The following is a 13,797-nucleotide window of genomic DNA, read 5'->3' as shown; positions in this document are numbered from 1 at the left end:
TTGCGAAAGGAGGGCGCAGCCAGAGACATGTCTCTGGCTGCGCTTTTTATGTGACATGATCTCGGACCTCACTGACACACTGCGCGCCTTTCAGGTTCCGCTGAACAAATATGAGGCAAGGCGCTTTCTTGAGCGAGTACGCTCGGCCATAGACTATCTCGTGGTCTATCAGCACTACTTTCCCTCAGAGTATACCGAGTCGATGGAGCAGATCAGCCAGGGTCTGGCCCCTCTTTTCCCCTTACGCGGCGAGGCGTACAGCCCGCATGAGGCCCAATTGCTCCGGCTGATAGACACGAACTTGTTCCCGCTCTCGCTGTGGTATGTGCTGGATGATGCTGGTGAGGACAATCGCTGCTATACCATCCCCGTCGAGCCTTTCGGTATCGATCTCTCCACTGGTGACGACTTCCTAGAAATGGATCTGGGGTGGCAGCTCATGTTCTACCTGATTGGTGAAGTTGGGGAAGGTTTTTTTCAGGATCTCTTCGGTGATGAGCGGGACGCGATCTTCACCATTCCCATTGAGGAGGGGAAGGTCGATGATGCGGCCCTTCGGGAGGTGTGCGAGCGTCAGCGGGAGCCACTCGCATTTTTTCGCTGCGTCATCGACCTGGTTGCCAACGACACCGGGACGGTCTGGCTGGATGCCACGATGGAAATGCCCTGTGCTACTGCTGATTGGAGCATCGAGACCATTGATGAACTGATAAAGCAGTATGCAGAAGCCCTGGATATGAAAAAGAAATCTGACCACTTTATGAAGTGGCTCGAAGGGGATCTTATCCCCAATTTTACGGAGGTGATACGCGTATGGAACGAGAGCGTTATCCTGACGAAGCAGATGCACCAGGAACAGAAGAGTTAAGCATCCCAGAGGGCTTGCCCATGCCTGGACTGGAAGAGTTTCTTACCTCGGATGTCATTCTTGACCTGCTCAAGATTCCCAAGGACGGGCTGATCAGAATCAACGCTGCGCTCTTTTTTCTCGGCAGCAATGAGATGTTCGCTTTTTATTGGCGGGAGCGCAATGGTTCGCAGCAATGCAAGCTCCTTCCTGCCGATGCCGTCCGGACTGCATTCCACACGATGCCCTTTGACAGTGGCTGGATGCCGCAAGGCACGTTTCGATGTGGTATTGATGCAGCAGGCCGACGCTGGTTATCGATCTGCATCCCACCGGCCCATCACCATCTCGCCGTGATCGATAATGATCTTGGTCTCCAGCAAGTGGATGTGCCCTTACCTGGTTTTGTCTTTACCGGGTGCGGACGCAACTACTGGATTTGGGCGGTCAAGGACACAGATATCTCGGCTCAAACGGCGTTGTATCACGCGCCACTTTCCAATGTCAGCTCGAACGGAAGCATCTGTTTCGGAGCAAACCGGGCTCCTGAGGCCAGCGGATCAACCATACTCCAAGCATTTCACCTCTTTCTCGACAGTCCTTTCAACGGGCATATGGCGAACAATAAGTCACAGAAACATCCAGGGGACATTCGCTACCTGTTGGCAGAGCTTGCGGCCCAAGAGGCTCGCTTTTTCCCCCATGAAGATCTGTTTGGCATAGCGGCCAGTGCCCAGTCCACTAAGGTACTCTCGCTGGACCACTTACTTAACTCAGTCATCCATGCTAGGAGATAAAATCATGTCATCACTTTCCTATCACCTGCTGCATGTTTCGGCAGAAGCTCGCCTGGAGGTCGATGATGAGACGGACCTCATTGTGGCAGGAGACGGTGTGTACAGTTCGGTACGCTGTTTCGGAATGAGCATTCCCTTCCCGCTTGCGCTGTGCGAGATTCGGGGTCTGCTCCCGCTCGCCTCACTCATGTCATTGTTTGCGCTCGACAATGGCACCCTGGATGTGCCAGGCGATGAAGCACTCTGCACCAACCGTGTTTCTCTGCCGTTTGCGCCCAGCCATCATGTGCTCATGCGCCCAGAACTGCCTGCACTCGACGCTTCTCGTATCTACCAATACGTGATTGCGGGCAACGGTGTCTTCCTGTTTGCAGGGTGTCCGGGTCTGGAAGTGCTCATGCCCATTTCCGCTCCCTGCCATCTTCCTGGACTGGCCCCGGTTGTACCGTATGTTGCCTGGAAACATCCCCTGGTTGACGAGGAGGTTGTTCGGGATGTCTTCGACCGTGCGCGTGCGTCACAGGACAGGGAGCATGGCCACATGCTTGAGCGGCTCTTCTATCTGACCTGGGAGGACGCGTGGCGCGTTCACGAGCCCGAACAAGTTCAGTCGGCAGGCAGCGTGCAGGCCCTTACCTCTTCTGAGCAGGACGAGACAGCGCTGATCGAAGGGCATTCACACCATACTATGCGGGCCTACTTTTCCTCGACAGACGACCGAGACGAACTGGTGAATGGGGGCTTTAAGGTCTACTTCGTCATCGGCCAGATCAATACTCATCCGCAAATACGGACACGCGTCTGTGTCCATGGTTATGCTTGGGATGTGCCCGCCAGTACCTTCTTCGCGCTTCCAGCAGGGGTCGAAGATTGCGCGGCGACAGAGCAGATGGAGAAGCCGCAATGAATTACCCAGGATTGGCAACGCAATCTCCACGCCCCGTACTCACCTACCAAGCAAAAACGGTGCAGATCGTCGTCGTTGGTGCAGGCGGCACTGGCTCCTGGCTTGTTGGGCACCTGGCCCGTTTAGTGTGGGACTTTAACCGCACGTGGGCACAAGTGCATGGCGAAGAACCTCGCCATGCGTCACTGCTTATTGTTGATCACGATGCTGTCGAAGAGGGCAACATCCGCGCGCGGCAGAACTTTTGCCCTGCGGAAATTGGGTATCCAAAGGCACAACTGCTGGTGAACCGACTCGCGTTTGCTTTCGGACTCTCTGAGCACGAGATCTCGGCCCACGTGGGACAGTTCTCCTCCTCGCTGCTGGCGCGTCGCTGGAACGAACTGACGATTTTGATTGGCTGCGTTGATAATGCAAAGGCCAGACAGGAGATGGCGGACTGCCTGGCGAAACAGAACCCTTATGGAACGCGAGAGAACGAGTATCCCTCGCTCTTGTGGTGGATCGATAGTGGAAATTCTCTGCACGCCGGGCAAGTACTCTGTGGAAACGTCGCGACCGCCGACGAATTGTGTGGAGCACTGGCAGGTCCACTGTGCCTGCGATTGCCGTCGCCGTCACTTGTTCATCCTGAACTGCTGGTACCGCTACCCGACGAAGAGATGAGCGCGTCTGCTCGGCTTTCCTGCAAAGACCTGGTGCTCGCTGGTGAACCAGCCATGCAACAATCGCGCACGATCAATAATCATATGGCAGGGCTCGTCTACGGATATGTAGAAATGCTGATGTATGGGGGGCTCACCACCTTTGCGACCTATACCGACAACTCCACCTTTGTCACCCGCTCGTTAGAGACAACCCCCGAAGGCCTGTCTCTGGCGCTTGGACTCCCAGTTCCCTTCTTCACCACGCCGGGAACGCTGGTCGAAAGTCGAGAGGGGAGCGATGATAAAGATAGTGATGAGGAGGATGAGGCGTAACGCTTTCAGTGGTTCATCTCCTTGCCATGCGCTCTATTGTTCCGCTTGGTCTCACTCCGTTCCAAGAAGCCACGCTTCTTTATTCCAGTGTTTCAAGGCACAGCGAAAAACGCTGTGCCTTTTTCGTGCTTACTCTTTTGAAGAAAGGATACCAAGGTATGAAATTCGTCTGTGAGCAAGATCGTTTGAACCGTATGCTCAGCATGGTCAACCATGCTGTCGCCAGAGGTGCGGGAGCGTTTCCGATGGCGACGAATATTCGCATCATGTCCGACGAGGAAAATCGTATCAGGCTAGATGCAACGAACCTGAGCATTGGCATCACAGGGTGGATCGAAGCCACGATTACCGAGGAAGGGAACGTCGCTGTTCCCGCAAAGTTGTTTACTGATCTGATTGGTGCCCTGACGCCGGGGAAAATCGAGATTTCGGTAGATAACACTACCTACGATGTCCAGGTCAAAGGACCACGTGGCCCTGTCCACGTTCGGGGCCTTGACCCTGAAGAGTTTCCTCCCATGCCGGGCCCAGAGCTGAGTGTTAAGCCAACATTGCTCAAATCGGCTCTTCTCAAAGAAGTCATTCGGGAAGTCTCCATCGCGGTAGACGATGGTGGGGTGCGCAATGAAGTATTCAGCAACATTCTTCTGCAGATTGAGCAGCAACGCATCACCTTCGCCGCAGCAGACGGATATGGAAAGCTGGCCTTCCGCACGTTGCCGTTGCCAGCCGAAAGTGCCCTTACGAGCGATATTCTGGTTCCAGCGCGATCTCTGACGGAACTGGCAAGTATTCTCCCAACCGACGGAATGGTTGAGATCCGGCTGACGCCGAACAACAGCCAGGTCATTTTCAGCACGCAATGGATGGTGCTCTCATCCATCCTGTCATCGGGAAGCTTTCCCAATTACAAGGCGGCTCTGCCCCGTGAAAAGCAAACAAGTGTGACCATCAAGACAGCGGATCTGCGTGAGATTGTCCAATTGGCTTCGCTGTTTGCCAAGTCAGACTACGATGCTGGGCACCTCACGATCAAATCCAGCATGGGGGTAGAGCCGGGGACGCTGCAACTTGCGTCAGAAGCTGCTGACGTTGGGGGGGCGGCACCTACTATCCCCGTCGCAGTCGAGGGCGATGATCAGGAAGCGCTGATTTTCAACGTCTCCCATATTGCTAAAGTTCTCGGAGTCATCTCCGCTCCAGAACTGATCTTCGAGGTTGGGATGACACGAGCGCCCGTCGGTGTAATGCGTCCAACTGGATCGCACACGTGCGTCCACTCTTTCTCTTCTATGGGCGCAGCTCGTTAACGGGACGAAAAAACTGTTCGTAGGGTCCCAGGTTTCCCTCTCAGCCTGTAGCGATCCTGGAACCCTGCTCGTGAAGGAACGTGCAATGAAACAAGGGAAACCTACTGCCTGCCTGGCGTATCACGATCTGACCTATCACGGGATAGGTGCTCCCTCACCGCAGTTCGTGGAGGCTCTTGCATCGTACTCTCAGGCAACCATCGCAGCCAGCGTCGAAATCTCCGATGAAGCGCTGGCGCAGGGACTCGTGCCCCCCTCTATCACGCCGTTTGCTTTTATTATCCTGGTTCTTCCCCAAGGTGCATATGATGAGGTTGTGCAGGATTGCGCGAATTATGTGCAGCGAACGCTTGGGAAAACGCTTCAGGGGGTCGTGTGGCTTAGGGGGCAAGGAGCAACGCAGCGGATCTGGGGCATTGATGGGTCACTCTCCAGCGATGCGAGGTGGATACCAGCCTGGCCAGTGCCGCAGTCGGACGGTGTGCATTATACGGTAGAAATCAAGCGAAGAGAACCAGACACCTATTGGGAGTTGATGGAAAGTGGTTGGGAATGTTCAAATCGGTTTGATGACGAAGGCGAGGCGGAAGTGGTTGCACACACTATGGCGCTTCGCCACGATGGAGACATGGATGCACGGGTCATCAGCCCCGCCGGAGTCGTCCTGACGACGTTCCGACTCCAGAAATGCCTTGATACCCGTCGGCGTGGGACACGCGAGAAACGCGAGGAACTTCCTCCGCATGTCACAATTCCCATGCTCCGTGACGTACTGGAAGGCTACCGGGTGAGCAGGCAGGAGCATGCGTATGACACTCTTGCCTGACGGAGGGCATGTGCTCTTAGGAGAAGCCATTCCTTTCAGTGTTGGACAGGGGCGAGATATCCTCGAACAGTTCCTCTCGATCATAGAGATGCTTCAACTGTACGAAGAATGCTTTCCTGATCAGTTTCAGCGCGATCAAGAGCAGGGGGTGTCTATCTTTCCAGAGTCAGGTCACGACTACAGCGAGTGCGAGGTGAACTTCTTTCGCCTAGTGGATGAGCACTACTTCCCTTTGCCAGTAGATTTCCTGCCAGACGACCTGTACGGAGAGAGGCGGTTGATGGAGCGAATCCCTATCGGTGAAATGGGATTCGACCTCTACGATGAGGATCAGTGGCAGGAGCTTCCCTTCGGCTGGAAGCTCCTGCTGTACCTGTTAGGTACTGTAGATGAAGAGTGGTTTCGCGCTCATGGCGTGTACGAAGATGACGATCTCTTTGAGATTCCAGTTTCGCGGGGAGGTGCAAGCGAGGCGTTACTTGTCAAGCGCTGCAGTGCCCAGGGCGGTGCGCTTGCCTCGCTTGCACTGGCTGTTCAGATGCTGATGAATGAGACGGATTCGGTGTGGTTGAACGTGACGATGGACGATCCCTGTCTGGACGCGATGTGGACGAAAGAGGATATGGAGGAGATTAGACGGCAGTATCATCTGGGATTGGAGATCCGCTCGCGGGCCAGTTGCTTCTGCGAGTGGCTGGAAGAAGATCCCGTTTCACACTTTGCCCTCGCCGCGCGCCTGTGGAATTCGTGTGCGCGGGACACGCCACGTCGTGGAACGGGACCACGGGTCATGCAGGTCCCTGCTGGAACCTTCGGTGATGGCATCAATTTCGGAGAGCTGTTTGGGCGGCATATCGCCCTGCCAGAGCGGATAGGAGACGCACGTGAACCATAGTGTCTTTGTGCGCGAGTATCTGGAGCATCCACCCCCAGTGCCAGCCGCACTGCTTTCCAAGGAAGTCATCATTGATGGATTTTACTACTGGAGTGGCTATACCAGCGACGGAACCTTCCTGGTGACTGTCCTGCAAAGCAAGGCCTGGCACGCATGCGAGTGCTATCTTGATAAACTGATAGCCGTAAGCGGGCTGAAGATTCATAATCGATCTACCCATCCGGCCTGGCGGGAAACGTATGCGGCAGCACACGATGCGGATGTGTGGCAGTACTTTCACGATGGGGTGAGTGTCATCGTCAAGCCAACTCATCCCTGATCCCTCTGCCACTCGCGTCTACTGTTTTTATCAGGTTTATCGTTGAAATGTATATATGTCAAACAATGTACATACATTGTTTGCTTTTGTTGTAGAGCCTCTCCTGGGCACGAGCCTGACGAGAGGCTTTTTACGTGGTTCTTGCATCTGAAAGGGGTAGGTTCATGTTCGAGGAATCAACAACAACACCGCGTGGTTTTCGCTTCATCTCCTTTACCGATGTAGATGGGCAACCATGCTCCCTGCAAAAAAGCTCGTTGGCCGATGAAGATGCGGTATGGTTAGGGGTTGAGCTTCCTTCCGAAGAGGTCGAGCGTTACGCTCATCAGGGTCTGCCGCTGCGCAACCGTATGCACTTGACACAGGAGATGGTCCAGTGCGTGCTTCCCTACCTTCGGCACTTTGCGCAAAGTGGTTGTCTGGACTCCCACATCCCGCGCGGGCTGCTCTACCTTTTCTTCTCGGATCGGTATAAGCAGCCGGGAATACTGTATGAGAGCAGGCACGAAAAGCGTCTCACTATCCGCTTTGGCCTTGACCTGACGCCGCATCTCGACGCCCGGCAGGCGCAGTCAGACGGCGCACGCCTCCAGTACTACACTCAGCTCTCGGAAGCGCAACGTGTGCTCAAAGGTGCCGGGGACGAGCGCCTCGATTACACAATGCACCTCTCCCAGGCGCATGTGGAAGCACTCCTTCCCTCCCTGACCGTCTTTGCCGAATCTGGTCGGCTAATGACGGACGCTGAGTGTGTTCCTGAACTGCGCGAGGCCTATCACCTCATAGAGGAGAGCGGTGCTTCCGCTGCCTACACGATAGAGATCGCTCCAAGCAGGAATGAGGGAACCTATACGATCCATATCCAAGAAGTGCCTGCCCTGAGTCAGCCGTCGATTCCCGCTGACGCGCTCGTGTACGTGACGCAGCGGATGTTGCATGCGCTCCTGGCTCTGGGTGCCGCCCAGTCAGATGGGTATCAGGAGCGTCTGGATGCGCTGAATGCGCAGGGATATATCCCCCTTTATTCCGCTAATGTTCAGTAAAGAAAAGGAGTGGAGCATGAACGAACGAATATGGCTAGATCATGTAGTTTACAAAGTTTATCGGAATGAAGCCCTCGTCTGGGAGGTATCGATGCTGCTGCCCACCAGTCAGGTTCCAATAACGCTGAGCGGGGAAAAGACGCCAGGAGAGATTGTGGATAAGGTGAAAGGGACATATGGTGAGAGTGCCAGGCGCCTGTCAGAGCAAAAGTTTCAGGAGGAAGTCGCCCGTAGGATCACCCACTCTTCTGAAATGAGAGCTCTACTGAAGGAGAACGTGACTGGTCAGGATTTGAGTAACTGGCATGTGTATGCTTCTATCCTCCGCCCAATGGTGGGTATCAGCATCGATGGGGCGATCTATCTCAATGGCAATGGAGCTACCTATCAAGGACATCAGGGACACTACGAAATTTACACCTATGTGGTTGTCCAGCACCCTTTGGATGAAACGATCATTGAACGCTACACGCTGGTTCCCATCTCTCATCCTTAATGCTGGGCCTACAGAATATGAAAAGGTGACGTTATCCCCTGGACGAAAAAAGCCAGATTGAAAAGCGGTTAGAGCACAAAACGCTCTGGCCGCTTTTTTTATTCTCCGAAAAACGAGAAAAGGAGTTGATGGATGGAACAACGATCAGCAGTCAGTATCAAAGCGACGCTGCAAAGGCAATGGGACGCACTTGAACTGGCGTCCTATCGCGAGGCGGTAGCTCATGATGAGGACTTTATGGCTCGCCATCGTGAGTGTGTGGCACGGGGTGAAACCACCTGGGTGGACTGCCACAACCAGAAAATAACGTTGCTGCCAGACGGGACGCTGCGCATTGGAAAAGATCTCTACCAGGTTCGCGAGGAGGGCGAAGACAGAGGATACCTGCGCTGCACCTGCGCGGGCTGTGCGTTTGACATGAACTACTGCCAGACCAATCACCAGGTGCGCATCTACGAGTATATCTATCGGAAACTCATCCAGCAGGCGAAACGGCCACCCACCCATCTGGCGGATGGAACCATCATCCGTTTCGAGACGCCTTTTACGTTTACCGATGAAACCAAACATGATACATTCCGCAAAGGGACGTACCGCAAATCTGTCAAGCGTAAGGGAACCCGCGTCATTCAGCAGAGCCTCGTCTTTTACGCGTTGGACAACGAGAAGGCCTACCATATCACCAACTGGAAGCGCTACAACTATGAAATCGTCTCGGTTCCCGACGGGACGCTTCCAACGCCATGAACGCACGAGAGAGAGCTATCGAGGAGGCCGGGCGCTATTGGCGTGAGCGTGGCTTTTCGCTCGACCATTGTACCCTGGAGGCCCGCCAGGTACCACTGCCTGGCTCCGTCTGGTGGGTTGAAGCTCATGCGACAGGCATGCGGCGTGACCTGCTCGTGTATCGCATGGACAAGGCAACTTTTCGGTGCGAGCCGCACTGGCCGTATGGCTATACCGTGTATGCGTGCCACAAAGGATGTGAGACGCCGCTAGAAGTCGTTGAGTATGAAGCACAGGCTCACGCGATGCTCACGTTGTTACAGCAGTCACCGCTCTACACCCATACCTCGCTCTGCTTCGTCGCGAATCCCTCGGCGGAGTGGGCCGAGGCAACCAGAGCGCTCCTCACCGAGAAAGCGCAGCGCCGGGAAGGGCGGCAGCAGCAAAAAGTTGACCGCAAGTGGGGGATCTCCCAATTGTTGCATTACCGTGTCGTTGAACAGGCGACTGGCCAGCCTGCAGAAGAGGAGAGCAAGGAGCGGGAACCCTATCCGCAAGATGTCTTCAATGCACTTGAAGCGGCGGTTCGTGCAAAGAGCCGCTATTACTCAGTGCATCACCGTGCAAGGACGCAGGCATTTCTTGCCAGCCGGATGCGTACCGGGGTCTGCCAGCCCTTTGGTTGGCTCTGGACAGAGAGTGAGTGCCTTTTGCTCACACCTGGCGATGCCATCAGCCAGCAATCCCTCTTTGCCAGCCAGCGCTGGAAGCGAGTAAAGCACTTCTTCTACTTCGATGGCAAGTCTCTACAGGAATGTGCCTCCCACGAGAAGCTGAAGCAGCTTCTCGGCTTTGACTACTAAACCTTCTCGTACTGACAAGGAAATATAAACGCCATTTTCAACGACTGTTTTCAGCCAGGAGCAGGGCATACGTGCTGTTCCTGGCTTTCTTTTTGGGAAGGAAGAGCTATGAGCATACATGAGCAAGCACCCGCATCGAGAGTTCCATCGCTCATTTCAGATCTCCTCAAGGGAGGTCGTGAGTTGCGCCCCGCACAAATCGAGATGGCGATCCAGGTGGATCGTGCCATTGAGGAAGAAGTTCCTGTCATCCTGGAGGCACCGACGGGTACGGGCAAGACGGGCGGTTACCTCGTGCCTCTGATCCGCTCAGGCAAAACGGTTCTTGTGAGTACCGCCAACAAAGCATTGCAGGATCAAGTGTACTTCAAAGACGTGCCGTTCCTCCAAAGGCACCTACAGCCCTTCGGGGCGGTGATGATGAAGGGCGTTGGGAGCTATGTGTGCCGCGACCGACTGCATGAGGCACGCAAGGACCTACGGGTTTTTGACCTGCATCCAGAATTGGAGCAACTGCTTGAAAGGGTCCAGAGCGATTTTACCTTTTCAGGAGATTTCGAGGCTCTGGATTTCACCCTGTCTGCCGATCTGCGCGCTCAGGTGAATGGTGATCGTGATGTGTGCGCATGGAGCAAGTGCGACTTTTTCGATCAGTGCTATATCCGCAAGATGCGTGATACCGCGCTGTCCGCGCAGGTCGTGATTGTCAATCATACCTTGCTGCTGCTTGATGCAGCAGCTGACGGCGCGATCCTTCCACATCGGGAGACGGATGTGCTCGTCATAGACGAGGCACATCATCTGGCCGACGAGGCCACCAGCGCCTTCACCGTTTCTATTCGCCCAACGCAACTCGCCTCGTTGCTCCAACTACGCGCTGTCAAAGAACATGCTCCAGAAACGCTCTACAATGAGATCGGGCAACTGGCGACTAATCTGTGGTCGCGCGTGGAGCAGACGCAGTTCGGAACCTCAACGAAAGTGCCTTTCCGCGAGCCGATGCCTGAAGCCCTGGCACTTTCGACCAAACTGGTTGATCTCGCGGACGCCCTTCGTCTCAATCGACCCGAGAACCAGAGCGAGAAAGAGTCTGCATTATACGACAAGTTGCTCAAGCGTGTACAAAATTTGGCGAACGGTATGCAGCTCGTGTTCGCGGTGCAGACAGAGGGGAAGTATGTCCATTACCTTGAACGGATTGCTGTAGGAAGTCAGCGTGCGGTCAAATTTCAGGTCTGTGCAGCTCCGCTTGACGTAGCGCCTTTTCTCAAAGAGAAGCTCTTCGACAAGTCGCCTTGCGTCGTGATGACCTCCGCCACACTGGCCACCGTTGGGCCTAACCCTACCAAACCGGAAGAAAATGGACGGCCCAACTTCGCGTACTTCCGCAAGCAGGTCGGTTTGAGCCAGGGAGACTACCCACAGGTGATCGAACGCATCCTTCCGGCGACGTTTGACTACAAAAACCGTGCCCTGCTCTATATTCCTCGTGGGGTTCCCGAACCCGTCTATGGAAACGGGTTACACGTTCAGCGGTACATGCAGGCGGTCGCAGATGAGATGGGGAAACTCGTGATGGCGTCTCGCGGTAGGGCCTTCCTTCTTTTCTCTAGCCGTCGCATGCTCGATGAGGTCTATGGCCGAATCGCGTCCTCGCTGCCGTTCCCGGTTCTGAGCCAGGGCCATGATATGAGCCGGGCGGAGCTGACCCGACGCTTTCGCGCCGAGGAAGGTTCAGTCCTGTTCGGCCTCAAAAGCTTCTGGGAAGGTGTCGATATCGCCGGGGAGGCCCTTTCCCTGGTCGTTATAGACAAGCTTCCTTTTGGAGTTCCCGATGATCCAGTGCATGAGGCCCGCGTGAACCTCATGAAGGCAAACAATGAAAACTGGTTTGGAGGGTATGTCTTGCCACAAGTCGTACTCCAACTCAAGCAAGGCGTTGGGCGCCTGCTGCGCACGTCTGAAGATCGCGGTGTGATGGCAATTCTTGATACGCGTCTGGTGACCAAGGGCTATGGGAGAGATGTGCTGGGTGCTCTTCCGCCCAGTCGGCGTACCACACAGATCGCCGATGTTGAGCGCTTTTTTGCAGTATAACAACGTGAGAAACGTAGAAGATGACGGCCTGATCGAAACGGATAATCCCGTGGGTCAGGCCTTTTTGTTGCTCTGCTGAGGAGGTGGATATGTCTAACGCCACGAAGAAGTCAAAGAGCGCCACAAAAGGAGGTCAAACACTCTCTGAGGTTGAACTGGGCATTTTACAGCATTACGTTGAAGTGCTGAAAGGGAATCAGATACGCATCACCAAGAAGCTCGACAGCGAGCTCTACGAGAGGATAAAGCTCGCTGTCGAGCGGTTAGGGGGAGTCTACCTTCCCAATCAAAGGCGTTTTGAGTTCCCTCTCGATCCATGCCCGTTGCTCAGGCAAACCGTGGCCCTGGGTCAGATGCCCAAAGAAAATCCGCTCGACTTTTTTTACTCACCGTCTGACGTGGTGGAGGCACTCTTGGATGAGCTGGAGTGGGGAGATACCATGCTCGGTCTGCTTGCAGCCTATGAACAAGAGGGTCGCCCAATCCGGGTTATTGAGCCCAGTGCGGGGTTGGGGCATCTCGCCGACGCGTTTCGAGCGCGCTACCCGATGGCGACTATTGACGTCTGTGAGTTGGACCCATATCGACGCGCTGCGTTGGAGAGCAAAGGATATACCGTCGTGGCGGAGGACTTTTTGCGCTATCATCCAGCCCTCGACTGTTTTTATGACGTGTGTCTGATGAATCCTCCCTTCACCGTGAACGGCGATACGTCTGTCTTTCTCAAGCACATCAGGCATGCCTACACCATGCTCGCTGACCATGGTCTGAGCAAGCTTGTCTCGGTTGTCCCCGCGCAGGTCGCCCGGCAAAAACGCTACCAGGAGTTCTACATCCAGGTTGTACAGTACGGCGATTACCAGGACCTTCCCAACGGTTCCTTTGTTGAGGCAGGCACGACCTGGCAAACCGGTATCGTCTCGCTGAGCAAGCGCCTGAATGACTTCTACGCCCACTGGGATGGCCTCGATCCCGAAGACAACTATCCCAATCAGCGCCTCAAGCGAGCCTGGATGTATATTAGTGCCGATAGCAAGCTGGTTGAGGCATATAGTCAACTTCTCAATAGCATGCTGGAAGGGAAACTGCCCATCTACACGAGCGGCAAGGCAAGCACACAGACGAAGGAGGCGATGAGAGCTTTCAGCTTGCAGGTGACAGAGTACATTCTCTCAGAGTATAAGCTCTATATTCCCTTGACGTCTGACGAAACATTTATGGAACAGCATATTCTGGCTGACTATCGGCTCGCCCAGCAGTGGTATAGCAAAAGCAAACGAGAACGGTGGCAAGTTGAACAGCAACGCAAGAGTGACAGGCTTCACAAGAGGATTGAAGAGGCACGCCAGCGTATTGAGCGAAGCCATGAGCACATCGCCCGGCAAGAACGACAACTTGCTGATGACGCCAGGGCGCTGGAAGAGCTGACGTGCAGAATCGATCAGGAGCCTGATTTCACTCCTGCTCCACCACTTCCAGACCCCCAAGAGGAAGATGCCGTGTGCGATCCCGCCATCGCCTCACCTCCTTTGTATCGGGAACAGCCTCTACCGGGGACAAAGCTCGCTCCTGACCCCGGTGTTGTGATAACGCGAGCAGCCCCAAAAAGACTCAAAAAGCAGGGAACGCCTTATATTCTGCATTCTCTGTTCGATGTGCCTGGTCTATAAACCGCATGTATCGCGAAAGGA

At 54.7% G+C, this 13,797-nt stretch carries 14 protein-coding genes; all 14 read left to right on the top strand.

Going from position 1 to position 13,797, the window contains the following annotated elements; translation table 11 throughout:
• The first annotated feature begins 55 nt into the window (after positions 1–55).
• The 14 genes from EL633_RS35385 (at position 56) to EL633_RS35320 (ending at position 13,776) form a co-directional block, all read left to right on the top strand.
• Positions 56–868, top strand: a complete 813-nt coding sequence (locus EL633_RS35385; RefSeq protein WP_126632028.1) for a hypothetical protein — start codon at positions 56–58, stop codon at positions 866–868.
• Positions 814–1,644 (top strand): hypothetical protein, encoded by an 831-nt coding sequence (locus tag EL633_RS35380; RefSeq protein WP_126632027.1) that lies wholly within the window; start codon positions 814–816, stop codon positions 1,642–1,644. The genes EL633_RS35385 and EL633_RS35380 overlap by 55 nt, the downstream gene beginning before the upstream one ends.
• A gap of 4 nt (positions 1,645–1,648) precedes the next feature.
• The gene (locus EL633_RS35375) at positions 1,649–2,551 is read left to right on the top strand and encodes a Mov34/MPN/PAD-1 family protein (protein WP_161982713.1); all 903 of its coding nucleotides are present in this window, start codon (positions 1,649–1,651) and stop codon (positions 2,549–2,551) included.
• The gene (locus EL633_RS35370) at positions 2,548–3,531 is read left to right on the top strand and encodes a ThiF family adenylyltransferase (RefSeq protein WP_126632025.1); all 984 of its coding nucleotides are present in this window, start codon (positions 2,548–2,550) and stop codon (positions 3,529–3,531) included. The genes EL633_RS35375 and EL633_RS35370 overlap by 4 nt, the downstream gene beginning before the upstream one ends.
• Before the next feature lie 8 nt (positions 3,532–3,539).
• Positions 3,540–4,841, top strand: a complete 1,302-nt coding sequence (gene dnaN, locus EL633_RS35365; protein ID WP_126632024.1) for a DNA polymerase III subunit beta — start codon at positions 3,540–3,542, stop codon at positions 4,839–4,841.
• An 85-nt stretch (positions 4,842–4,926) separates the two neighbouring features.
• Positions 4,927–5,667: a hypothetical protein gene (locus EL633_RS35360; RefSeq protein ID WP_126632023.1), complete on the top strand. Its 741-nt coding sequence runs from the start codon at positions 4,927–4,929 to the stop codon at positions 5,665–5,667.
• The gene (locus EL633_RS35355; RefSeq protein WP_126632022.1) at positions 5,651–6,562 is read left to right on the top strand and encodes a hypothetical protein; all 912 of its coding nucleotides are present in this window, start codon (positions 5,651–5,653) and stop codon (positions 6,560–6,562) included. Before EL633_RS35360 ends, EL633_RS35355 begins: the two co-directional genes overlap by 17 nt.
• Positions 6,552–6,881, top strand: a complete 330-nt coding sequence (locus tag EL633_RS35350) for a hypothetical protein (protein ID WP_126632021.1) — start codon at positions 6,552–6,554, stop codon at positions 6,879–6,881. The genes EL633_RS35355 and EL633_RS35350 overlap by 11 nt, the downstream gene beginning before the upstream one ends.
• A 164-nt stretch (positions 6,882–7,045) precedes the next feature.
• Complete coding sequence (locus EL633_RS37175; protein ID WP_174845201.1) at positions 7,046–7,924, top strand: hypothetical protein; 879 nt, start codon at positions 7,046–7,048, stop codon at positions 7,922–7,924.
• Between the two features lie 16 nt (positions 7,925–7,940).
• Positions 7,941–8,420, top strand: a complete 480-nt coding sequence (locus tag EL633_RS35340) for a hypothetical protein (protein ID WP_126632020.1) — start codon at positions 7,941–7,943, stop codon at positions 8,418–8,420.
• Between the two features lie 132 nt (positions 8,421–8,552).
• A complete protein-coding gene (locus EL633_RS35335; RefSeq protein WP_126632019.1) occupies positions 8,553–9,167 on the top strand; it encodes a hypothetical protein in 615 nt (204 codons plus the stop codon).
• The gene (locus EL633_RS35330) at positions 9,164–10,009 is read left to right on the top strand and encodes a hypothetical protein (protein ID WP_126632018.1); all 846 of its coding nucleotides are present in this window, start codon (positions 9,164–9,166) and stop codon (positions 10,007–10,009) included. The genes EL633_RS35335 and EL633_RS35330 overlap by 4 nt, the downstream gene beginning before the upstream one ends.
• 108 nt (positions 10,010–10,117) lie before the next feature.
• Positions 10,118–12,106 carry an ATP-dependent DNA helicase gene (locus EL633_RS35325; RefSeq protein WP_126632017.1) on the top strand — a complete coding sequence of 663 codons (1,989 nt, stop codon included), beginning with the start codon at positions 10,118–10,120 and terminating at the stop codon, positions 12,104–12,106.
• A gap of 89 nt (positions 12,107–12,195) precedes the next feature.
• On the top strand, positions 12,196–13,776 hold the full coding sequence (locus EL633_RS35320; protein WP_126632016.1) for a hypothetical protein: 1,581 nt from the start codon (positions 12,196–12,198) through the stop codon (positions 13,774–13,776).
• The last annotated feature ends 21 nt before the right edge of the window (positions 13,777–13,797 follow it).

Source organism: Dictyobacter alpinus, from assembly GCF_003967575.1.
Taxonomy (GTDB): Bacteria; Chloroflexota; Ktedonobacteria; order Ktedonobacterales; family Ktedonobacteraceae; genus Dictyobacter; species Dictyobacter alpinus.
The sequence above is the reverse complement of the archived record's forward strand: the minus strand, read 5'-3'. Positions and strand labels throughout refer to the sequence as shown.